General features: G+C 66.8%; 23 protein-coding genes. 6 read left to right on the forward strand and 17 right to left on the reverse strand.

Annotated elements, in window-relative coordinates; genetic code table 11:
• Positions 1 to 54: 54 nt before the first annotated feature.
• Positions 55 to 1,302 carry a serine hydroxymethyltransferase gene (gene glyA, locus VMV82_08905; protein ID HUY41668.1) on the reverse strand — a complete coding sequence of 416 codons (1,248 nt, stop codon included), beginning with the start codon at positions 1,300 to 1,302 and terminating at the stop codon, positions 55 to 57.
• Positions 1,302 to 1,814 (reverse strand): ribose 5-phosphate isomerase B, encoded by a 513-nt coding sequence (gene rpiB, locus VMV82_08910; protein HUY41669.1) that lies wholly within the window; start codon positions 1,812 to 1,814, stop codon positions 1,302 to 1,304. The genes glyA and rpiB overlap by 1 nt, the downstream gene beginning before the upstream one ends.
• A 41-nt stretch (positions 1,815 to 1,855) precedes the next feature.
• On the opposite strand from rpiB, the gene VMV82_08915 reads away from it, so the two are divergent.
• The 5 genes from VMV82_08915 to VMV82_08935 all read left to right on the forward strand — a co-directional run bounded on the left by VMV82_08915 (position 1,856) and on the right by VMV82_08935 (position 6,741).
• Positions 1,856 to 2,563, forward strand: a complete 708-nt coding sequence (locus tag VMV82_08915) for a TIM barrel protein (protein HUY41670.1) — start codon at positions 1,856 to 1,858, stop codon at positions 2,561 to 2,563.
• A 291-nt stretch (positions 2,564 to 2,854) separates the two neighbouring features.
• On the forward strand, positions 2,855 to 3,334 hold the full coding sequence (locus tag VMV82_08920) for a hypothetical protein (GenBank protein ID HUY41671.1): 480 nt from the start codon (positions 2,855 to 2,857) through the stop codon (positions 3,332 to 3,334).
• Between the two features lie 40 nt (positions 3,335 to 3,374).
• Positions 3,375 to 4,373: an SIS domain-containing protein gene (locus VMV82_08925; protein HUY41672.1), complete on the forward strand. Its 999-nt coding sequence runs from the start codon at positions 3,375 to 3,377 to the stop codon at positions 4,371 to 4,373.
• Between the two features lie 20 nt (positions 4,374 to 4,393).
• Positions 4,394 to 6,007 carry a peptide ABC transporter substrate-binding protein gene (locus VMV82_08930; GenBank protein ID HUY41673.1) on the forward strand — a complete coding sequence of 538 codons (1,614 nt, stop codon included), beginning with the start codon at positions 4,394 to 4,396 and terminating at the stop codon, positions 6,005 to 6,007.
• Entirely contained in the window at positions 5,989 to 6,741 is a 753-nt protein-coding gene (locus VMV82_08935) for a uracil-DNA glycosylase (protein HUY41674.1), read from the forward strand. Before VMV82_08930 ends, VMV82_08935 begins: the two co-directional genes overlap by 19 nt.
• Here VMV82_08935 and aspS read toward each other — a convergent pair.
• From aspS to hisS, 14 genes are read right to left on the reverse strand one after another with little or no spacing between them, the layout of a single operon-like run.
• Complete coding sequence (gene aspS, locus VMV82_08940) at positions 6,665 to 8,416, reverse strand: aspartate--tRNA ligase (GenBank protein ID HUY41675.1); 1,752 nt, start codon at positions 8,414 to 8,416, stop codon at positions 6,665 to 6,667. The genes VMV82_08935 and aspS overlap by 77 nt on opposite strands.
• The gene (locus VMV82_08945; protein HUY41676.1) at positions 8,413 to 9,315 is read right to left on the reverse strand and encodes a glycosyltransferase; all 903 of its coding nucleotides are present in this window, start codon (positions 9,313 to 9,315) and stop codon (positions 8,413 to 8,415) included. Before VMV82_08945 ends, aspS begins: the two co-directional genes overlap by 4 nt.
• Positions 9,308 to 10,288 (reverse strand): glycosyltransferase family 9 protein, encoded by a 981-nt coding sequence (locus tag VMV82_08950; GenBank protein HUY41677.1) that lies wholly within the window; start codon positions 10,286 to 10,288, stop codon positions 9,308 to 9,310. Before VMV82_08950 ends, VMV82_08945 begins: the two co-directional genes overlap by 8 nt.
• A gap of 2 nt (positions 10,289 to 10,290) precedes the next feature.
• The gene (locus VMV82_08955) at positions 10,291 to 11,199 is read right to left on the reverse strand and encodes a glycosyltransferase family A protein (GenBank protein HUY41678.1); all 909 of its coding nucleotides are present in this window, start codon (positions 11,197 to 11,199) and stop codon (positions 10,291 to 10,293) included.
• Between the two features lie 2 nt (positions 11,200 to 11,201).
• Positions 11,202 to 12,701 carry a glycine betaine ABC transporter substrate-binding protein gene (locus tag VMV82_08960; protein HUY41679.1) on the reverse strand — a complete coding sequence of 500 codons (1,500 nt, stop codon included), beginning with the start codon at positions 12,699 to 12,701 and terminating at the stop codon, positions 11,202 to 11,204.
• Positions 12,701 to 13,444, reverse strand: coding sequence for an ATP-binding cassette domain-containing protein (locus VMV82_08965; GenBank protein HUY41680.1), 744 nt, complete (start codon positions 13,442 to 13,444; stop codon positions 12,701 to 12,703). The genes VMV82_08960 and VMV82_08965 overlap by 1 nt, the downstream gene beginning before the upstream one ends.
• Positions 13,441 to 14,466, reverse strand: a complete 1,026-nt coding sequence (locus VMV82_08970) for a glycosyltransferase family 9 protein (GenBank protein HUY41681.1) — start codon at positions 14,464 to 14,466, stop codon at positions 13,441 to 13,443. The genes VMV82_08965 and VMV82_08970 overlap by 4 nt, the downstream gene beginning before the upstream one ends.
• On the reverse strand, positions 14,450 to 15,322 hold the full coding sequence (locus VMV82_08975) for a glycosyltransferase (GenBank protein HUY41682.1): 873 nt from the start codon (positions 15,320 to 15,322) through the stop codon (positions 14,450 to 14,452). Before VMV82_08975 ends, VMV82_08970 begins: the two co-directional genes overlap by 17 nt.
• Before the next feature lie 2 nt (positions 15,323 to 15,324).
• Positions 15,325 to 16,542, reverse strand: a complete 1,218-nt coding sequence (locus tag VMV82_08980; protein ID HUY41683.1) for a hypothetical protein — start codon at positions 16,540 to 16,542, stop codon at positions 15,325 to 15,327.
• Between the two features lie 2 nt (positions 16,543 to 16,544).
• On the reverse strand, positions 16,545 to 17,048 hold the full coding sequence (locus VMV82_08985; protein HUY41684.1) for an adenylyltransferase/cytidyltransferase family protein: 504 nt from the start codon (positions 17,046 to 17,048) through the stop codon (positions 16,545 to 16,547).
• Positions 17,038 to 18,030 (reverse strand): PfkB family carbohydrate kinase, encoded by a 993-nt coding sequence (locus tag VMV82_08990; protein ID HUY41685.1) that lies wholly within the window; start codon positions 18,028 to 18,030, stop codon positions 17,038 to 17,040. Before VMV82_08990 ends, VMV82_08985 begins: the two co-directional genes overlap by 11 nt.
• A 27-nt stretch (positions 18,031 to 18,057) precedes the next feature.
• Positions 18,058 to 18,645 (reverse strand): SIS domain-containing protein, encoded by a 588-nt coding sequence (locus VMV82_08995; protein HUY41686.1) that lies wholly within the window; start codon positions 18,643 to 18,645, stop codon positions 18,058 to 18,060.
• The gene (locus VMV82_09000) at positions 18,642 to 19,076 is read right to left on the reverse strand and encodes a biotin/lipoyl-containing protein (GenBank protein HUY41687.1); all 435 of its coding nucleotides are present in this window, start codon (positions 19,074 to 19,076) and stop codon (positions 18,642 to 18,644) included. Before VMV82_09000 ends, VMV82_08995 begins: the two co-directional genes overlap by 4 nt.
• 1 nt (position 19,077) lies before the next feature.
• On the reverse strand, positions 19,078 to 20,349 hold the full coding sequence (gene hisS, locus VMV82_09005) for a histidine--tRNA ligase (protein ID HUY41688.1): 1,272 nt from the start codon (positions 20,347 to 20,349) through the stop codon (positions 19,078 to 19,080).
• Between hisS and VMV82_09010 the strand changes: the two genes are divergently transcribed.
• Positions 20,348 to 21,493, forward strand: coding sequence for a hypothetical protein (locus VMV82_09010; protein ID HUY41689.1), 1,146 nt, complete (start codon positions 20,348 to 20,350; stop codon positions 21,491 to 21,493). The two genes, hisS and VMV82_09010, sit on opposite strands and share 2 nt — an antisense overlap.
• Positions 21,494 to 21,506: 13 nt before the next feature.
• Here VMV82_09010 and VMV82_09015 read toward each other — a convergent pair whose 3' ends face one another.
• Positions 21,507 to 21,908, reverse strand: coding sequence for a VOC family protein (locus VMV82_09015; protein HUY41690.1), 402 nt, complete (start codon positions 21,906 to 21,908; stop codon positions 21,507 to 21,509).
• Positions 21,909 to 21,920 lie beyond the last annotated feature (12 nt).

Below are 21,920 nucleotides of genomic sequence, written 5' to 3' on the forward strand. Positions count from 1 at the left end.
GACTAGCCTCTCGAGCCAAAGCATGAGAGAGGACTACGCCACCTGTATGGCATTTTACGGGACGTCGTGCTTTGAGGTGAGCTCGAGGACCCGGTCGCGCAAGCGCGAGACTTTTGCGCGATCCGCGACGTCGGCCAGGCCGTCGTTGATGATGCGCGCGACCTCGCGGCATTCATCAACGTCGAAACCGCGGGTCGTGATCGCAGGCGTTCCGAGGCGGATGCCGCTCGCGACCATCGGTTTTTGCTGATCGAACGGAATCGCGTTCTTGTTCACGGTGACGCCGATCTCGTCGAGATATGCCTCCACGGCTTTTCCGGTGAGGCCTTTGACCGAGACGTCGACGAGCATCAGGTGCGTATCGGTGCCGCCGCCGACGAGGCGAAGTCCGGCGCGCACGAACTCCTGCGCCATCGCTTTCGCGTTGTCCACGACCTGCTGCTGATAGCGTTTGAACTCCGGCGCCAGCGCTTCGCCGAAGGCGACCGCCTTTGCCGCGATCGCGTGCATGAGGGGACCACCTTGGATCCCGGGAAAGACGCTCTTGTCGATCGGCTGCGCCCACTTCTCCGTGCACAGAATGATGCCGCCGCGAGGTCCGCGCAGCGTCTTATGCGTCGTCGAGGTCACGAAGTCGGCCAGCGGCACCGGCGATGGATGCAGCCCGACCGCGACGAGGCCGGCGATGTGCGCCATATCGACCAGGAGCGTCGCGCCGATCTCGTCGGCGATCTCACGGAACGGCGCGAAATCGAGCGTCCGCGGATAGGCGCTTGCACCGGCGATGATCATCTTCGGCTTGTGCTCTCGGGCGACCGCACGCACTTCGGCGAAGTCCACGAGCTCGGTATCCTTACGCACGCCGTACGCCAGCGCGTTGTAGAGCTTTCCCGAGAAGCTGACCTTCGTGCCATGCGTGAGATGGCCGCCGTGCGCGAGCGACATTCCCAGTACGGCATCGCCCGGCTGCAGGTGCGCCATGAAGACCGCCATGTTCGCCTGCGCGCCTGCATGCGGCTGAACGTTCGCATGCTGCGCACCGAAGAGGCGCTTGAGACGATCGATTGCGAGCGTCTCGACGATGTCGACGAACTCGCAGCCGCCGTAGTAACGCTTCCCAGGATAGCCCTCGGCGTACTTGTTGGTCATCACGCAGGCCATCGCTTCGCGCACCGCGCGGCTCGCGTAGTTCTCGGACGCGATCAACTCGAGGTTCTCCCGCTGTCGCCGTTCCTCACCCACGATAGCGGCGTACACGTCGGGATCCTGGCCTTCAATACGGCTGCCGGCGAGAATCTCCATCAGAGCAGCTCTTTCGGCGTTTGGGCGTCGGTAACCGCCCCCGTTTCGATTGCCCGCAGCGTCCGCTCGCGCTGCGCGTCGCCGAACTCGAAGAGCTGCTCGATGCGATGCGCGTGCCGGCCGCCGTCGAACGGCGTCTCCAGGAAGACGCGCACGAGACGGTCGATCATCTCCCAGCCGCTCAATCGCTCCGAGAGCGCAAGCACGTTCGCGTCGTTGTGGCGCCGCGCGAGCTCCGCCGAATACGGCTCGCTCACGGGCGCGCAGCGAACGCCGGGGACTTTGTTCGCGGCCATCGCGATGCCCAAGCTCGAGCCGCACACGACGATCCCCCGCTCGGCCTGCCCGCTTGCGACGGCCTCTCCGACTGCGTACCCGTACTGCGGATAATCGACCGGCGTGTCGCCGTGCGTCCCGTAATCGAGAATCTCGTGCCCCTCGGCACGCAGCGCGCGCGCGATGCGGTCTTTGTCAGCGAATCCGGCGTGATCGGCGCCGAGCGCAATCTTCATGAGCAAGGGCTCTCCGTTGTGCGGTCGAAGGTCGAGCGGCGATGAGGCTGGCGTGCGCGAGCGGCGCGTTCGACCGCGCCTTCGCGCGCGGAGATCTGACACAACTCGAGTTCGTCGACGCGTGCGCTCGAGAGCTCGCCTGCGACGGCATCGTGCTCGACGTGCGCCACTTTCCGCGCGTCGACGACGACTACCTCGCCCAGCTCAAGAAGATGGCGACGGATCTCGGGCTGTCGATCGCCGCGTACGCCGACGACACGTTCTTTGCCGCCAATGCCGACGGCATGGCTGCCGCCGTCGAGCGAGCCGCGCGCCTCGGTACGCCGCTCCTCTGCGCTCCCCTCGCACCCGAGAACGCGTTCCCGTGGAGCGCGCAGCTCGCTCGCATCGCGCGCGCCGCGTCGCTCGCGAAGTCTGCAAACGTGACGCTCGCGGTACGCAACGCCCCGGGAACGTTCGCCGCAAGCGGCTACGACTGTAAGCGCATCTGCAAAGAGGGCGACTCCGCATGGCTGCGCCTCGGCCTCGAGCCCGCGCTGCTCGACGGCGCGACGGATCCCGCTACGCTCGCGGACCGCACCGTGCTGTTGTGGTGCGACGCCGCGCAGGCTCCCGACCACGATCGCGTCGACGCATTCGCGGGCTTCCGTGGATTCCTCGCGCTCGATCACGGCGATGGCGCCTCGACCTTCGGCAGCATGCGCGCGGCAATCGCACAACGCCGCCGTCGATACAGCGACGCGGCGTAATCCCGTTCTCTCTGCTCGACCGCACCCGCGTCTACCGCGCTGGTCTTGCGAACCTGTCTCGCAAGTGGGTGCGGCCCGGGCGCAGGCGTGATTGAGCATTTCGCTCTCGCACCGTCGTATCCGGAGCTGATGCTCCCTAGGGTCATTCTGTAGGTTCGGCCACCGAGCACGTTTCGCGCCAGGCGCAGTCGAGCCCCTTGAGCGTACCACCGCCGTCAAGACTTGACACCGCTACGAAAGCGTGAGCGGCTTCCCTAGGCAGGGTGTCATGGCCGCGTGATAGCTGCCGCGATGATGGTCCACGCAGTTCGCTTCGCGCGGCACGGTTCGCTCGACGTGCCGCACCGCGCCGATCGTGACTATCGGCTTGCGAAGGCGTATCTGAGCCGCGACTCGATCGAGCGATCGCTCTTCGACCGTCTCGAGCACGCCTGGGGAAGACGGTTCCACCTGCGCGTGAATGCGCGCAACGACGATTCGTTCGATCCGGCAACCGACACGATCGATTGGGATCCGCACAGCGCGCTGCGCACGACGTCCGGCGGCACGCAGTCGCCCGCGCTCGGGCTTGGCCATGAAATCGACCACGCAGTCGAGGCGCCGTGCGTTGAAGCACGCTTGAATGCGCGGGCCAATCGCTGTTTCGATACCGCCGAGGAGCGGCGCGTAGTCGCCGGCTCGGAGCGGCATGCAGCACGGACGCTGGGTGAGAGCACGCGCACCGATCACGCGGGCCGATGCTATCGCGTCGCCTCTCCGACGGCGCGCTGACGTGCGGGCCCCGTTCGCTGCGCGCCGAATGGTCCGTCACGTGCTGGGAGAGCATTTCGAGCGCGAGATACGCGAGCAACCGGTCGCGTGGCGAACGATCGCCGAATCGTCCAAAGCGCGCGCTCTCGCAGAAGCGATCCGCGGACGAGACGTGCTGCTCCTCGGAAGCGGCAGCTCGCTCTTCATGGCGCAGCTCGGCGCGCTCGCGCTGCGCAAGCGCGGCATTCGCGCACTGGCGCTGGCGTCGACGGAAGCCCCATTCGATCATGCGGCGTACCGCGGATGGGCGGTCGTCGCGTGCTCGCAAAGTGGTCGCTCCGAAGACCTTCTCGTCGCTCTCGACGTTCTTCGCCCGCAGCGGCTCGTCGCCCTCACGAATACGCAGGCATCGCCGCTCGCCGAACGCGCATCGGTCGTGGTAGACGTCGGCGCCGGCCGCGAGCTCGCGGTACCGGCGAGTAAGAGCGTCACGTGCACGGCCGCTCTCCTGCTCTGGGCCGCGACGTTGCTGAGCGACGAAGGCGAGCGCAATGCGTCGACGCTCGAGGACGTTGCCTCGGAAGTCGCCGCATGGCTCGACTCGCCCGGCGTCGGCGTTGCTCGCGCTGCCGCGCGTGAGATCGCGCGGCGCAGCAGCGTCGTTATCGTCGGCACCGGATACGGCCTTGCCGTCGCCCATGAGTTCGCCCTCAAGATGAAAGAGGCGAGCTACATTCACGCTGAGGGATTTTCGGCGGGCGAGTTCCGTCACGGCAGCGCCGCAATTCTCGACGGCTCGCGCGCCGTGGTCGGTGTCGTCGACGATGCGTCGCGCGACGTCGTGCGAAAGCCGCTGCTCGCGGCGGCGCAGACGCAGAGCCTGCGGTACGTCGTCGGCGGAGCGCTCGACGACATTCCCCTCGTCGGACCGGTTGCGCGAGGGCCGTTCGCCGTTCTTGCCTGGCTCGTCGCGGGCCAGATGATTGCGCTGGAGGCCGGGCGCGCCCGCAACGTGGAAAGCGACGCACCGCGCGGCCAAGCAAAGGTATTGGATTCGTAGGGAGAGGAACGACAGCGTCCATGCGCTATGCTGCGCTCGCGATCTGCTGCCTCGTCCTCCTCTCGGCGTGCACGAGGGCGACGCCGTCCGGCTCCGGCGGCCGCAATCCGTGGACCGTTCCCGGCGTGCTGCGCATCGGCGCGAAAGAGGAGCCGGACAGCCTCAACTTGATGTTCGGACACACGCTTGCGACCGATCAGATCGATTGCCTCCTCTTCTCTTTCATCTTGCGAACCGACGACAACGGAAACCTGATTCCCGATCTCGCGACCGTCGTCCCGACGCTGAGTAACGGCGGAATCAGCCGCGACGGCAAGACGATCACGATACATTTGCGCCACGGCGTAAAGTGGTCCGACGGCGTCCCATTGACCGCCGCCGATTGGCTCTTCACATACCACGCGGTACTCAACCGCGCGAACGACACGAAGACGGATTACGGCTGGGACACGATCGCCTCGGCGAGCGCTCCCAACCCGTACACGATTGTCATTCATCTCAAGCGCGCGACCGTCGAGGGCCTCGAGATCCTCACCATGGGCGGCGCTGCCTATCCCCCGTTGCCGGCGCACCTCTTGGCGAAGTTGCCGAACATCAATCACGCGGCTTTCAACAACGCGCCGATCTCCAGCGGCCCGTTCCTCCTCAAGGAATGGAACCACGGGCAGTCGCTGATCTTCACGGCGAATCCGCTCTACTTTCGCGGGCCGCCGCATCTCAAAGAGATCGTCTGGAAAGTGATTCCCGACCCCAATACGCTGCTGAGCCAACTGCGCACGCACGAGATCGACGTCTACCCGAGCGTCGACAGCGACGAGGTACAATATCTGCGGCAGATTCCTGGCGTTCGCGTCGTCAAACGTCTCGTCGCCAACTGGCGACATCTCGCGATGAACATGCGCAAGCCGCAACTGGCCGACGTTCGCGTGCGCACCGCGATCGCGCAAGGCATCGACTGGAAGCGCATCACCGACACGGTCTATCGCGGCTACGGCCTGCCGGCCGTCTCGGATATCTTTCCGCAGTCGTGGGCTGCGCCGGCCCTGCCACCGTATCGGTACGATCCGTCCGGTGCGCGGCGCCTGCTCGCCGCCGCCGGCTGGCGCCTGGGAAGCGACGGCGTTCTGCACAAGGGAACGCTCGCGATGCGTCTTTCGATCTCCACGACGACCAACAACGCGGAGAACGAGCGAGCGGAGTTGCTCATCCAATCGATGCTCGAACCGCTTGGTTTCAACGTGATCATCCGCAACTATCCGGCAAACGTGCTCTTCGCGCAGAACGGTCCGATCTACGGCGGCCACTACGACATGGAATGGTCCGTGGAGACGAACGGCGCCGATCCCGACAACTCGGGCTCTTGGAACTCGCAGTTCATCCCGCCCAACGGTGCGGACACGTCTTGGCTGCGCGACCCCATTGTCGATGCGACGAGTCAAGCGGCGGCAAGCACGTTCGACGAACGCACGCGCAAGGCGCTCTATCAACGCGAAGAAGAGCGGCTGCGCGCGCTCAACCCGGCGATCTTCGTCTATTGGGAGACGGCGTACGTCGCGATGAACACCGACCTGCGCAACTACAAACCGGCAGCGTTCATCGCCGATGAGTGGAACGCATGGCAGTGGGAGATATAGCCAGCCTCGCTGCCATCCGTCGCCGCGTCGTGGCGTGCCGGCGCTGTCCGGAGCTACGCGCCTACTGTTCCGGGATCGCCCGCAAAAAGCGGCGCGCATTCGCCGATCAGACGTATTGGGGCAAACCCGTTCCCGCCTTCGGCGACGAGCGTGCTCGGGTGATGCTCGTCGGACTCGCGCCGGGCGCGCACGGCAGCAACCGTACCGGCCGGCCCTTCACGGGCGATGCGTCCGGTGACTTTCTCTACCCGGCGCTCCATCGAGCGGGTTTCGCCTCGCTCCCCACGGCGACGCATCGCGACGACGGCGTCGAGCTGAGCGACGCCCTCATCACGGCGGCGATGCGCTGCGCGCCGCCGCGCAACACACCGACGCCGCAGCAGTTGCGAAACTGCTTCCCGCACCTGCTTGCCGAGTTCGATGCGCTTCCCCGGCTGCGCGTGGTCGTCGCTCTCGGCGCGATCGGCTTCGATGCGACGCTGCGCATGCTGCGCGAACGCGGGTTCTCGCTCGATCCGCAGCGCCCGCGATTCGGACACGGGACGGAGGCCGTCGCCCGTCGTGGAACGCGTGCCATTCTGCTTCTCGCGTCGTATCACCCGAGCCGCCAGAACACGAACACCGGCAAGCTCACGCAGCCGATGTTCGACGCGATCTTCAGACGCGCGGCTGCGGTCGTAGATGCAGCTCGCGGAGCTGCTTCTCGGAGGCGGGCGACGGTGCGTCCATCATGAGATCGCGCCCGGTCTGCGTCTTCGGAAATGCGATCACTTCGCGAAGATTGTCCTCGCCGCACGCGAGCATGGCGATCCGATCGATGCCGAGTGCCATTCCGCCGTGCGGCGGCGCGCCGTAGTCGAGCGCGCGCACGAAGAATCCGAACTGCTCGTCGATCTGCTGCGCCGTCATGCCGAGCATCTCGAAAATTCGTCGCTGTTGTTCGGGCTTGTGAATCCGAATCGATCCCGATCCGAGCTCGTATCCGTTGAGCACCATGTCGTAGTGCTGCGCGCGCATGCGTAGTGGATCGCGCTCGATTAGCTCCCACTCGCCCTCCGCGGGCTCGGTGAACGGATGGTGCGCGGGGACGGGCTTCCCCGTTTCGGCATCGATCTCCAGATACGGAAAGTCGGTAATCCAGCAGAACGCGAACGCATCCTCGCGCCGTAGGCCGCAGCGCCTACCGATCTCGCTGCGCATCTTTCCCGCTACGGCGAGCGCGGCCTCGCGCGCGTCGGCAAAGAGCAGGATCGCGTCGCCCCGTTCGGCTCTCAGCCGCTGTGCGAGCGCCTGGGCGTGGCGTTCTTCGATGAAGCGCTGGGCAGACGACTTCACGCCCTCCGCGCCCAGCGCGACCCACACCATTCCCTTGGCGCCGAGAAGCTTCGCTTCTTCGACGAGCGCGTCGAACTCCCGGCGCGAGAGCGCCCCACCCCCCGGGTAGCGCAGTGCGACGATCGCGCCGCCGGCAGCGATCGCGGACGCGAACACGACGAACTCGGTCTGGGCGAAGATATCGTCGACGATCGAAAGCTCGAGCTCGAAGCGGAGATCCGGCTTGTCGGTGCCGTAGCGCTCGACGACGTCGGAGAATCGCATGCGTGGGAACGCAGGCAGTTCGACGTCCAAGACCCGCTTCCAGACGTTGCGCATGCAGGACTCCATGGTCTCCAGCACCTCGTCTTGCGTGCAGAAGCTCATCTCGACGTCGAGCTGCGTGAACTCCGGCTGGCGATCGGCGCGCAGATCTTCGTCGCGCAGACAGCGCGCGATTTGCATGTAGCGGCCGAATCCGGCGATCATGCAGATCTGCTTGAGAAGCTGCGGCGACTGCGGCAACGCATAGAAGCTTCCCGGATAGAGCCGGCTCGGCACGAGGTAATCGCGCGCACCCTCCGGCGTGCCCTTGATGAGCAGCGGCGTCTCGATCTCGATGAAGTCGCGCTCGTCGAAAAAGTCTCGCATTGCCTTGATGATGCGATGACGTACCGTGAGATTGCGCTGCATCCGCTGACGACGCAGATCGAGATAGCGGTACTCGAGCCGCAAGTTCTCGTCGGGGTTCTCGTCGACGTTCACTTGGAAGGGCGGCACGAGCGACCGATTGAGAATCTCGAGCTGCTCGACGGCGACCTCCACCTCGCCGGTGGCGAGCTTGGCGTTCTCGGTGCCCTGCGGCCGCTCGCGGACGAGACCGCAGACGCGCAGCACGTCTTCGCTGCGCAGATGCTCGGCATCCCGGAAGGCCGCGTGCTGCGGGTCGAAGACGACCTGCGTCAGGCCGTCGCGGTCGCGCAGATCGACGAAGATCAATCCGCCGTGATCGCGGCGGCGATGCACCCAGCCACAGAGCTCTACGGCGGCGCCCGCATCGCTCGCGCGCAGGGCGCCGCACGATCGTCGCGTCATGCGTGACCTCCGGCCGCCATGGCCTCTTTGATGCCGCCGACGTAGTAATACTGTTCGATCAAACGCCGCGCGAAGGGGCTGCGCGGCGCTCGCGTGTCAAAATAACCGAGCACGGTCGGAAGGCTGCTCAAGAGCGTGTGCGCGCCGCGCGAGACCGGGGTCATGCCGAGGTTGAGAAGCACCGAAACGTCCTTGTGCTTGCGGTAGAACCGCACGGCCGAATGCCCCGCGAGACGCATCTTCTCGCGTTGATCCTCGTACGGAACGTCCTGCCAATGGTAGTTCACCGCACCGGGCTCGTACACGATGTCGATGCCGGCGCGCTGCAGCCGGAAGCCGAGCTCGAGATCCTCGTGCCCGTACCCGGTGAAACCTTCGTCGAACGATCCCACGCGTAGCAAGTCCTCTCGCCGCACCGATGCGTTCCCGGTGAGGAAATAGAGCCAAGAAAGATGCTTGCGCGTCGGCGGATGGAGCGCGCCGCGGCGTTCGGGACGATCGCGCTTCTCGAGATACTCGTCGTAGCTGCGAACTTGCACTTCCCAGCCGACGACGGCCAGTCGCCTCCGCGCGCGATGGCGCTCCAGGTGCCGGCGCACGAGATCTTCCGACGCCAGAATGTCCGCGTCGTTGAAGAGAACGACCTCGCCGCTCGCGGCGGCGATGCCGGCGTTGCGCGCCATGGCCCTTCCGCTGTAGGCTCCCGGAAGATGGCGCACGCTCGGGTGTTCCACGCGCAGGGCTGCGAGAAACTCCGCGGTGCTGTCGCTCGAGTCCGAGTCGCAGACGAGAATCTCGTACGTGTCCGGCGCAACGTCCTGCGCAAGAAGCGACGGAACGACGTGGCGTAGCGTCTCGACGCGATTGTAGGTCGGAATGATGACGGAGAGTTCAGGCATGAATGAGTCGCCTGACGCCCTCGACGACCTCGTCGTGAAAGCGCGCCAAAGCTGCGGGTTCCTCTGAAGCGGGTTTCCTCACCAGCACGTTCGGCACTCCGTACGGCGCCCATTCCTGGCTGTTGAGCTCGAAATACCGGTGTTCGAAAGCGACGACGGTAGGCCTGCGCACGGCGCTTGCGACGTGCGTCGCGGCCGTGTCGACGGTGACGACGCACGCCGCCCGCTCGAAGACCGCCGCCCAGTGGAAGAACGGCAGCTCGTGGAGGATGGTGCAGTCCTTTGGAGCGTCCAGCGCGGCGACGTACTCGCGGCTCTCGGGAGGGCAGGTGACGACGATCGGCGGCCCGAGAGCTGCGAGCGCTCGCAGCAACGTCCGGGTCGACTCGGGCGAACTCCCGTCGCCGAACCAGCGCAGGCCCAGATGCAGCACGATCGGTGCCGGCGGGAGTGCGGCGACGGCGGCCCGGTCCTCGTCGCGCACGTCGAGGCGCAGCTGCGTGACGCGCTCCCGCGCGCCCGCCAGCGCGACCAGATCGAGCAACTGCTCGACTTCGTGGCGCACGTGGCGCCGCGGATCGCGCTCCGAGAGCGCGGGATCCGCCTCGGAGAGCATCATGGTATCCACGTACAGCGGTGCCGCGAGTCGCGCGAGCCAGCGCTGGCGGTACGTGTAACCGACGCGGTAGGCCGCTCGCGTCGCGCCAACGAGCCGCAAGTCGACGATGCGCGGGGCGAGGGCGATCGCGAGATCGTAGCCACGTAGGCTCGCACCGAGCCGCCCGGCATTTGCGTCGTCGACCAGCGTGACGAGCTCGTCGATATCGTCGTTGCGCTCCACCGTGATGCGATTGTACGCACTCGTTACCATCGTGACGTGCGCTTGCGGAAACGATGCGCGCACCGTCGCGATAGCCGGCGTGGACAGGATGAGATCCCCGATGCGATCGGTACGCGCGAGCAGAATGCGCATCGCTACGATCTGCCGGCGCTGCGGCGCGCGCGCTCCAGCTCCTCGAAGTAGGTCTCTCGCGCCAAGCGCCGCGCCGCGCGCAGCTGCGCATCGGTGAGCGCAGCGTCCGGCGCCAACCCCCGCACCATGCGGCGGCATCGCTCCGGCACGCCGGCCCGTCGAATGCCGGCGTGCAACGCTCGGGCCGCGGCGTACTCTCCGGTCGCGAGCGCGGTTCGCCAATGCGGATGCAAACCGGCGAGCTGTACGGCGGTTCGCGCTTGAGCGCGCGCTTGGCGCACCATCCCCTCAACCTCGCTGCCGCGCAGGCGTGGCTTGTAATGATAGACGAGCGCGCGTGGATTGAACGTCGCCCGTACGCCCGCGAAACGCAGCCGAAGCCCGACGTCGATGTCCTCCCAACCGTATTCGGAAAACCCTTCGTTGAACCCGCCGACGGCCCGCAGCGCTGCCGCCGGCACCGACACGTTCGTCGTCCAGAAGTAGTTGCTGCTGTAATCCTTGATCGACCACGCCGCAACGGGAAGATCGTCGAAGCTCTCCACGTTGATCGCGCCGCCGCGCACGATGAACGACGGATGACGCGCGTGCGAACGCAGATGTTCCTCGACGAAGTTCGGCAGCACGAGCACGTCGTCGTCGATGAAGATGAGGCGCTCGCCGCGCGCCTTGGCAACGCCCGCGTTACGCGCGGAGGCGAGCCCCGCGTTCGGCTGGTCGATCACCTCGAACGGGCAGGTCGCACGCCGGCGCGCGCGCGCGATGACGGCGGCGGTGGAATCGGTGGACCCGTCGTTGACGAGCACGACGTCGTAGGTACCGTCCGGAACCGTCTGCTCGAAGCACGCGTCGAGCACACGCTCGAGCAGCGCCGCGCGATTATAGGTACAGAGCTGGATGGTCGCCCGCACAGCTAATCGCCCGCAAGTCCTCGGGGCCGCAGCATCAGCTCGATGCGATAGATCACCTCGTCGACGACGATGGCGAGGAGCGCGGCCGGAATCGCCCCGAGAAGCAGCGTGTGCGGATCGTTGAGCGTCAGGCCGGCGAGGATGAAGTCGCCGAGGCCGCCCGCGCCGATGAGCGCGGCGATCGTCGCCGTGCCGACGGCGATCACCGCCGACGTGCGCACGCCGGCGAGTATGAACGGCAGCGCTATGGGAAACTGTACCCAGCCCAGAATCTGTGCGCGGGAGAGCCCGATGCCTTCCGCGGCGTCGAGCACCTCGGTTGGCGTCTGACGGAGTCCGGCGCGCGTGTTCGCCACGATCGGGAGCAGGCCATAGAGCACGAGCGCGACGATCGCTGGGATCACGCCGATGCCGAAAAGCGGAATCATCAGCGCGAGCAGCGCGATGCTCGGCACCGTCTGCAGCGTTCCGACGACCTTCATGATCGCCTGGCCCGCGCGCGGCCGCTGTGCGGCCAACAGCCCGAGCGGTACCCCCAACAGCACGGTGAAGAACACGGTGATCAGGGTGAGCTCGACGTGCCGGCCGAGGGCGCGCAGCACGCGCTGCGCGGTGGAATCAGGCGCGCGCGCGCGCTTGATTCCGAAGCGGTGCGCCAGGAACTGGGCCGCGACGCCATCCGGGGAGAAATGCGCGATGTCGACTTGCGCGTTCATCGCGCTCATCGTGCGATCGTCGATCGTCCCCTTCAACTGGCGCAACAGCACGCGCAGCTGCGGCGCTGCCAGCAGCGTTGCGTCGCGCACGAGATAGAGCGCGCGATACTCCGGAAAGAAGTGGCGATCGTCCTTCAACGTCACGAAGCCGTACCGCAGCAGTTGGCCGTCCGTGGAATACGCATCGGTCACCTGTATCGTGCCGCGGGCGAGAGCCTGATACGCAAGGCTCTTCTCGATGTCCACGGCATCCACGGCACCGAACCCGTACGCGCGCTCGAGCCCGGGCAGACCGTCGCTGCGCCGCAGGAACTCCGGCGTAACGCCCCAGTGCAATCCGGGGTGCGCGGCGAGATCCGAGATCGTATGGATCCGCAGCCGTCGCGCAGTCTGCGCCTTCATGGCGAGGACGTATGTATTGTTGAAGCCGAGCTCGCTTGCGACGTAGATCCCGTACTGACGCTGCATTGCCGCGCGGATCGCATCGAGGTCCAGGCTGCGGTGCAAGATCGTGGCATCGATCGTTCCCGTGTACTCAGGATACGCGTCCACCGCGCCGGAGCGCAGAGCGGCGAAGACGAGTAGCGTCCCGCCGAGGTTCGTGCGCCGAACGACGCGGTACGGCGTACGCGCCTCGACGAACTGTGCGAGGATCTCTGCGAGAATCTGTCCTTCGGTGTCCTGCTTCGACGCAATCACGATCGTCGGCGCGGCGGGGCGAGCGCGGCCAAGCGAGAGCAACGAGATCGCAACCAGCAGCATCGCAGCCGCGCCGGCACGCCGCATTAGAGGTCACCTCGCGCGCGGCGCCGCTGGAGAAAGCGCGCGATGTACTCGGTTGCCGGATTGCGGCGAAGGTCGTCCGGCGCGTCGATTTGCACGAGCCGCCCAGCGTCGAAAACGGCGATCCGGTCGCCGAGATAGAGCGCCTCGTCCACGTCGTGCGTGACGAAGACCATCGTCTTACGTAGACGACGGTGCAGCCGAGAGAACTCGTCTTGCAGCTCCATGCGCGTCAGCGGGTCGACGGCCGCGAACGGCTCGTCGAGCAGAAGGATCGGCGGATCCATGTAGAGCGCGCGCGCGATCCCGACGCGCTGCCGCTGGCCACCGGAGAGCTCGGACGGGTAGCGCGATTCGAGCGCTTCGAGGCCGACGGAAGCGAGCAGCTCCGCGACGCGCGCCGCGCGCCGCTCGGCCGTGTCGCCCGTCGCTCGCCCGACAATCGCGACGTTCCGCCCAACCGTCATGTGCGAAAAGAGACCGCCCGACTGAATGACGTAGCCGATGCGCCGGCGAGAGGCGACGACGTCGCCGCTCTCGGCGCTCCGGCCTTCGACGAGAACGCGCCCCGCATCCGGAACGACGAGTGCGTTGACGCAGCGCAGCATCGTCGTCTTTCCACTTCCGCTACGCCCAATGACCACGAGAAGCTCGCCCGCTGAGACGTCGATCGAGACGTCCTCGAGAGCAACGTGTGCGCCGTAGCGTTTGGTGACGTGCTCGAAACGAATCAGCGTTTCGCTCATCGCAGTACCTCCTGCGTTGCGGCGAGGATGCGCGCGACGTCGAGGTTCGCGATACACGCGTAATCGGAGCAGCGCTCCTTCGTATCGCCGAGATGGCATGGGTACGAAGCGCGAACGATTGCCGTCTTTGCTCCCAGCGGAGCCCATCGATCCGGAAAGTCGCTCTGGAAGGGGAAGATACCGACGGTCGGCGCGCCAACGGCGGCCGCGACGTGCATCGCCCCGGTCGTGATTCCGACGTAGGCCCGGGCGCGTCTCGCGAGCGAGCCGAAGGCGCCGATGCTCGTTGCTCCCGCGACCGCGACGCTTCCATCGCCGGCTGCGGCGCAAATTCCATCGACGATGCTCCCCTCCGCAGCGCTTCCGGTAACGGCGACGGGCAGCCCGAACCGCGCGTACGCAGCCCGCGCAAGTGCCGCCCAACCGCTCACCGGCCAACTCCGTTTCGTCGCGATGGCGTTCGACGGATGCAGGATCAGATACCGCTGCGTCTCGAGTCCGCGCTCGCGTGCAACGCGATCGGCTTCGGCGTCGTCGGACCCCGTGGGCACGAAGCGCGGTACCGTATCCGCTGCATCGCATCCAATCGCGCGCGCGTAGTCGAGCAGCACTTGCGTCCAATGCGAGCTCACGTCGCCGCGCTCGCTGCGCACCACGACGCGGTGCGTGAAGAGGCCGGAGTAGAGCCGGCGCGCTTGTCCAACGCGGATCGGAATCCGAGCGCGCCGCACGACGCGGGCGGCGCGCGCCGTCGCCCACGTCACGATTGCCGCCGCGTACGCGTGCTCGGCGATGCGCTCGGCCAGTCTTCCTTCTTCTTCCGCGTCGTCGGCCAGTACCGCGTCGAAGTCCGGCACGCGTTCGAGCGCGGCGCGATGGCTCGGCAACGTCAAGGCGTCGACGCGCGCAAAGCGCTCGTGCAGCGCCCGCCCAACGACGGACGCAAGGAGCGAGTCGCCGATTCCGCCGCCGGCGCACACGACGAGCGCGTCCGTGCGCGCGCCGTCAGTCGCCGAGGGCACGCACGAGCTCGCGCGTGTACATGCCATCGAGGAACTGCGTCTTTGCGAGCGCTCGCAACGGGGCCGGTATCCACGAGCTCGATGCCACGCCCGCGTATACGGCGAGAAGCGCATCGGGGAGGAGATACTTGCCGCGTACCACGTTCGCCCCGTAGACGCCGGCAGCGAGACGCGCACGCCGCGTCGGCTGCTTGTGCACGAAGCGCGCGGCCATGCGCGCCTTCTCGACCGCCTTGCGCGTTTCGATCTCGAGCGTGTTCTCCGCCGGAGGTTTCACGTGCCAAATGTACGCGTCCCAGGCGAAGCGCCGGCGAAAGCCTCGATCGTACAAGCGCATACCGAGCTCGGTATCCTCCCAACCGTAGAGATCGAAATCCTCGTCGAACCCGCCTGCCGCTTCGAACGCATGGCGCGGAAGCGAGACGTTACACGTGCAGAAGAACGCGCGTGAATAGTTCGCGGGCCCGGGACGGGGACGTTCCTCGTACGACGCGACGTTGAGGATCGGGCCGCTGACGACGAGTCCTCCTTGCGCGTGTGCCGCCTCGTGCGCCGCGATCCACCCCGGCGGCGCTTGGACGTCGTCGTCGCAGAAAAGCAAGACGTATCCCTGCGACGCTCGCACGCCGACGTTCCGCGCGCGACCGCGATTGGAGCGCGCTTCGTACGCGTAGCGCACGGGAATCGTAGAGATCGCGGCGACGCGTTCGACGAGCTCGCGCGTTCCATCGGCGGAGCCGTTGTCGACGACCACGACCTCGAAGGACGGTGCGCCGATCTGCGCCTCGAGCGAGCGCAAGGCGCGTTCGAGATACGCGGCGCGTTCTTTGGTGGCGATGACGACGGAAATCCTCATTCTTACGAGCCCAAGCGCAGGAGAGATTCTGCCATCCGCCGCGCCGCACCGGCGTGCCCCGCATAGAGCGCTCGTAGGCGAGCCGCGCTCTCTTCAAGCCAAGCGCGGTCCTCGAGGCTGTCGAGCGCGACGCGCGCGACCCGGCCGGGCGTGAGCGTTCCGTGCAGCTCCCGCATCACCATCTCCCCAAGATCGATGTTCGGTTGGGTGTGGAAGCGATGTCTGCGCGAGACGGCAACGGCCGCGGCGCGCTTGAGCGGGCGACCGATGCCGGGAATGCGATCCAAGTAGGTCAGCGGCCCGTTGAACGTCGCAAGCTCGGCGGCATTGAGCGGCGTGATGGCGATCGTCGGCACGCCGATGGCGGCCAGCTCGATGCACTTGGTTCCGGGAAGCGTGACGGCCAGACGCGCGTGACGCGCCGCGGCAAGCGGCCGCCGGAGAACTGGTATGCGCGCGTCGCCGTCGCTCGGGGCGAGAGCGGTGCGGCCGTCGTCCGCGACGATCAGCCGTCCGCGCGTCGCGAAGACGCGCGGATCGCCGCCGCGCTCGACTGCCAGACGCAGCTGCTCGTCGGTCGTAAACGGCGAGACGCCCATCGCGATCGGCAGGTCCGGGCGCTCGCGCAGCATGCGTAGCGCCATCGTGAAAAAGAACGGGACCAAGTGCTCGATCTCGTGCCGCCGGGATCCTGGCATGACGAGTACCCCGTCGCGCGGTGCCTGCGGCTCGGGTTCCTCGAACGCCTGCATGATGGCGCCGTCGACCGCCAGGTTTCCAACGATCTCGATGCGCTCCGGCGGCGTGCCCCACGCCCGCAAGCGTGCGGCGTTCTGGTCGTCGACCGCAAACGCACGATCGAAGAGCCGCCCGTACCGCGAACGAGAGAACTTGTACGTCGATGCCGCACCGCCGAAGCGGCGATGCAGACGCACGGCGTGCATGAGATCGCCGCCGAGATACTGCACGACGTCGGCGCCGCTCGGAACGCCTTCGACGCGCCGGCCAAATGCGACGGCGAGATAGCGCTTCGGGTCGTAGACGTGCGCGCGGGCAAACCTATCGCGAACGACCTCGGCCTCTCTTCCGGTGGCGTAATCGTCCGGCACCATGAACACGTGCACGTCGGTCTCGGGGGCTTGCTCGTACACGTGGTGCAAGAGCGGGCAGACCCAGCCGGCCACCTCGCCGGGGCCGTTTGCGGTCAACACCACGCGCACCGTTAGTCGCGATCCGCATAGCGCGCCAGGATCCGCGCGATCGTCTGCGTCGTCGAGCTTCCGGCGATGTGCGGAGCGAGGCAGATGACGCCGCCGTGCTGCAGCACCACCGCCCGCTCGGGCAACTCCTCTTCACGATACTGCGCGCTCTTCGTGTGCACGTCCGGGCGAATGCGCTCGAGGATCACCTCGGGCGTCCGCTGCGAGAAGCCGACGACCACGTCGACGCTGCGCAACGCTTGCAGCATGCGAGCCCGGTGCGCGAACGGCTCGATCGGGCGGCTGGCGCCCTTCAGTCGCGTGACGGAATCGTCGTCGTTGAGGCCGACCACGAGTGCGTCGCCTTGCGAGCGCGCCCACGCGAGAAACTCGACGTGCCCGCTATGAAGCACGTCGAAGCAGCCATTGGTGAAGACGACGCGACGCTCGGCGGCGCGCTGTTCCTCGCGCCACGCCACCGCCGCGGCGAGATCGAGCAGCTGGCCGAACCAGCGTTCAGCGCTCATGGGAGACCAACGCGAGGATATCGTCGGCCGAAGCGGTCGCCGTACCGAGCTTCTCCACGACCGCACCGGCCGCGAAGTTCGCGAGCTGCACCGCCTCCTCGACGCGCGCATGCGCGGCCAGCGCGAGCGCGAGGACGGCAACGGCCGTGTCGCCCGCTCCGCTCACGTCGTAAACCGTGCGTGCAACGGATGGTACGTCGAGCCGAACGCCGTCGCGCGCGAACAGCGACATGCCGTGCTCGCCGCGCGTGATGACGACGTAGCGGCAATCCATGCGCGCGAGCAGCGTACGGCCCACCTCGTCGAGCGAGGCCTCGTCCACGACGCTCGCGCCCGTCGCTTGCGCCGCTTCGTGCACGTTCGGCGCGACACACGTCACGCCGCGAAAGAGGTCGAGGTTGGCCGGCTTCGGATCTGCAACGACGATCGGACAGACGAGTGCGGCCTCCACGAGCTCCCGGCTGAGCAGACCCTTTGCATAATCGCTGAAGATCACGGCATCGCTGCGCGCGGCACGTTCGCGTACGAAGTCAGCGATGCGGTCGCGATCGCTTGGCGACGCGGGCAGCGTGGACTCCCAATCCGCGCGCACGACCTGCTGGTTGTGAGCGACGATGCGCGTCTTGCGCGTCGTCGGACGGTCGGCGACGCTGAAGACGCCGGCATCGTCGATCTCTTCATCCCGCAACAGCCGTCGCGCTTGGTCGGAGAAGGCATCCGCTCCGGCAAGCCCCGCGAAGCTCACGCGCGCGCCGAGCGCACGCAAGTTATTCGCGACGTTGCCGGCCCCGCCGAGCGTGAACGAGTGACTCGAAACCGCGACGACGGGAACCGGCGCTTCGGGCGAGATGCGCGAGACGGTTCCCCATATCCACTCATCGATCATCAGGTCGCCCACGACGAGCACCGTGCGTCCTCGCATACGCTCCACGAGCGTCCGGGCGTCGTCTGCGCTCAAACGGTCGTTGCGCGCGGTATCCACAATGAAGCTCCTACCTGCTGCAGGCCACTAATCGCCGAAGATGATGCGCTGCTCGACCAGATCGCACAGAATGTGCGCCATGACCTGATGCACCTCTTGAACGATGGCCGAGTATCCGTCCGGGCCGACGAGCACGAGATCCGCTGCGCCGGCGATGCGCCCGCCGCCGTTGCCCGTAAACGCCACCGCAAGCGCACCGCAACGTCGAGCGCTTTCGAGCGCGAATACGACGTTGCGCGAATTGCCGCTCGTCGTGAGTGCGATGACGACGTCGCCGGGTTGCGCAAATGCCTCGACCTGGCGCGCGAAGACGCGATCGAAGCCGTAGTCGTTGCCGACCGCGGTAAGCGTCGACGTGTTGACCGACAGCGCTTCACTCGCCAGGCCCGGCCGTTCCCGCAAGAACCGGCCCGAGAGCTCGGCGGCCATATGCTGCGCCTCGGCCGCACTTCCTCCGTTTCCGCACCAGAGCACCTTTTTGCCGGCGCGTAGCGCGCGCACCACCGCGTCGGCGATCGCTTCGATCTGCGCGCGGTAGTGCGGTGCATCGAAGATGCCGCGCCGATCGGCGACGAGCTCGTCGAAGCCGCGTCTGCCCCGGACGTCTTTCGTCACGGCTGAATCCAAAAGAGCTCCTCTCCTTGCGAGACGAGCTCACCGTTGCCGGGAATGACGCGAACGATGGTTCCGGCATAATCGCTTTGAATCTCGTTGAACAGCTTCATCGCTTCGAGCACGCAGAGGACCTGGCCGATGTCGACGCGATCGCCCTCGCTCACGAACGGATCCACGTCGGGCGAGGGTTGCCGGTAGAAGACGCCCGTGAGCGGCGCAAGCACGCGTTTCACGTTCGCGGGCGCGGCGCTCGATCGTGCGGGCGTCTCGGTACCCTGCGGCGCGGCTGCGGAACCGTTGAACGTTGCGGGACTCTGCGCCTGGCGGCGCACGAGCTCGTAGACGGCGTCGCCGGCCTTCACCTTGATGCGGTCGAGGTCGTGCTCGCGCATGATGCCGAGCAGCTCCTCGAGCGTCTCCCGCTCTTCCATGCTATGCCGTCGCTTCTACAAGGCAGGCCGCAAGGACTCTCGGCTCCCCGAGCGGCAGGCGCCGGTCGGCACGGCGATCGAGGTCGCGCAGCACCGCTTCGCCCGCCGCGAGCTCGTCCTCGCCGACGATCAGTGCGAAACGCGCCCCGTTACGATCGGCGGTCTTCAGATGCGCGAGGAGCTTGCGGTCCTCGTAGTCGATGAACGCCGGAACGCCGAGGCGCCGCAGTTCTGCAACCACGGGGAGAAGCACCGCTCGCGCCTGCACGCCGAGCCCGATCGCCTGTATTCCGGCACGCGCCTGCGCGGGCACGCCGTGCGCCGCGTCGACGATCATCAAGAAACGTTCCATTCCGAGCGCAAAGCCCACGGCGGGCGTATCCGGTCCGCCGAGCGAGCGAATGAGACCGTCGTATCGCCCGCCGCCGCAGACCGCGCTCTGCGCGCCCAAGGCGCCGGATTGGATTTCGAACACCGTGCGCGTGTAATAGTCGAGCCCCCGCACGATGCGCGCATCGACGCTGTAGGGGACGTCGAGTAGGTCCAGGGTTGCGCGAACCGCTGCGAAGTGCTCCCGGCATGCGTCGCAGAGATAGGTTTCGAATCGCGGCGCGCTCGCGACGAACGGGGCGTCGCGTTCTTCCTTGCTATCGAGCAGCCGCAGAGGGTTGCGCTCGACGCGCCGCTGCGCGTCGGGAGAGAGCAGTGCGAGATTCGGGCGAAAATGTTCGAGCAGCGCTTCGCGGTACCGCGGCCTACACGCCTCGTCACCGATGGAGTTGATCTTTAGCACCGCATCCTCGATGCGATAGGAGCGAACGAGCTCCCACGCAAGCGATATCACCTCCACGTCTGCTTCCGGCACGGCATAGCCGGTGCACTCGACGCCGAACTGATGCGATTGGCGATAGCGCCCCTTCTGCGGGCGTTCGTAGCGAAAGATCGGGCCGATATAGTAGAGGCGCTGCGGTCCCTGCGCGAGCAGGTGGTGCTCGAGCATCGCACGCACGACGGGTGCCGTCCATTCCGGGCGAAGGGTCATGCTCCGCTGCGCCTTATCGAGAAACGTGTACATCTCTTTCTCGACGATGTCCGTCGTCTCGCCGACGCCGCGCACGAAGAGCTCCGTCGCCTCGAAGACCGGCGTACGGATCTCGCCATAGCCGAAGCATCGCGCGAGCCCGTGCACGCGCGACTCGAGGGCTTGCCATCGAGCCGACTGCGGGGGAATGAGATCTTCGGTACCGCGTGGTGCGGTGATTTTCTCCGGCATGAACTCCGTGATCGTGACGTGTTGTGTGCTCTTCGTGCTGGCGGTGCTGCCGGCACATGCGGTGCGCGGCGTGCTCGCTACCGCCGCGGGGTCCCTGTTCGAAGGGACTCCATTTATTCTTGCCGGGATCGCAGCACAGGCGCTGCTATCGCGCTTTCCAGCGACGCGAGCCTCGCTCGCGGCGCTTCTGCCGTTCCTCGGATGCGGCTGCGGATCCAGGGCGTCCGCGCGCTCGTTGCCCGCGGCGGCCGCGACCGCGATGACCTTCGGACCGCTGCCTGCGCTCCTACGCGTGGCAGCCGCGCTGCTCGTTTCGCGTTTTTCGTCGCGGCGTTCGTGCGAGCACGCAGAGGCCTTCCCGGCGCAGCTTGCCGCACTGCTTCCCGCGGCCGTGCTAGCGGGATTGGCCTCCCACGCCTTTGGGGAAATCGACCTCGCGCGAGCCTCCCCACTTCTTCAGTGGCTAGGCGGGGCGCTGGCCGGCTTCGCGACCGCGCCGTGCGCCCTCGGCGCAGTCGCTCTCGCCGCGGCGCTTCACGCGCGAGCGCCGTTCGCGGCGCTCGGCATGCTCTGCACGAGCGGCATCATCGACGCCAGGGCCCTCTTGCGCGCGCGCGTGTCACCGGTCTCGCACGATGCGGTCGCATATACGATCCTCGCGCTCGCGCTTTCACTCGTCGCATGGCACGGCGGCGACGCGCTCGTGCATCCACGCTTCTGCCTGCCGCTTGCATCGTGCGCCGCGGCTTGCGCCGCGCTCGCGATCGCGCATCGCCGCACGCAATCGCCGCGCGCTCGTCTTGCCCCCGCGCTCATGCTCGCCGGTGCGGTACTCGGCGCGCCCGCCCCCGTCTACACCGCGACCGAGACGACGCTGACGGACCTCTTTGCCGGAGAGCACCTCACTTTTACCGGTACGCTCGTGCACGGCGTGCGAGCCGACGCCCTTGTGCGCTTTGCCATCACGTGTTGCCGCGCCGATGCAGCGCCCGTCGTCGTGCGTCTCGCCGGCCGCGTCCACGCCGCTTCGGGTACGTGGATCCATGCGCAGGGCATCGTCGCGCAGACCGGAGACGAGCTCCGCCTCACGGCCCGGCGCGTCGAGACGATCGCTCCACCGAGCGATCCGTTCATTTATCGATGAACGGATCTGCTCGTCACGAGAGCGTCTTGTCCTTGCGCGGCTCCAACAGCTCGATCGGAATTCCGTTTGGATCTTCGACGAAGGCGATCGCACGCGTGCCGCTCGGCGAGGCGTACACGTCCTTGATAACCTTCACGCCATGGGTCTTTAGTCCATCGACGTAGCCGCGCAGATCGCCGTCGACTTCGATCGCCAAATGCTCGTAGCGGTTGCCGATCTGATACGGCGGATGCGCCTCCAGATCGTAGACGAGCTCGATATACGCGTTCCAGTCCTTGCCCACGAAGGCCATGTCCGCGTTTCCCGGATAGTGAAAGGGCCCGTCGAGCAGCCCGAGGCCGAGCCTGTCCCGATAGAATGCGATCGATTCTTCCATGTCGTTGACGAAGATCGACGTATGCAGAAATCGCGGCATGATGACAGCGTC

The organism is Candidatus Dormiibacterota bacterium, assembly GCA_035532035.1.
In the GTDB taxonomy this organism is placed as follows: Bacteria; Vulcanimicrobiota; Vulcanimicrobiia; order Vulcanimicrobiales; family Vulcanimicrobiaceae; genus Tyrphobacter.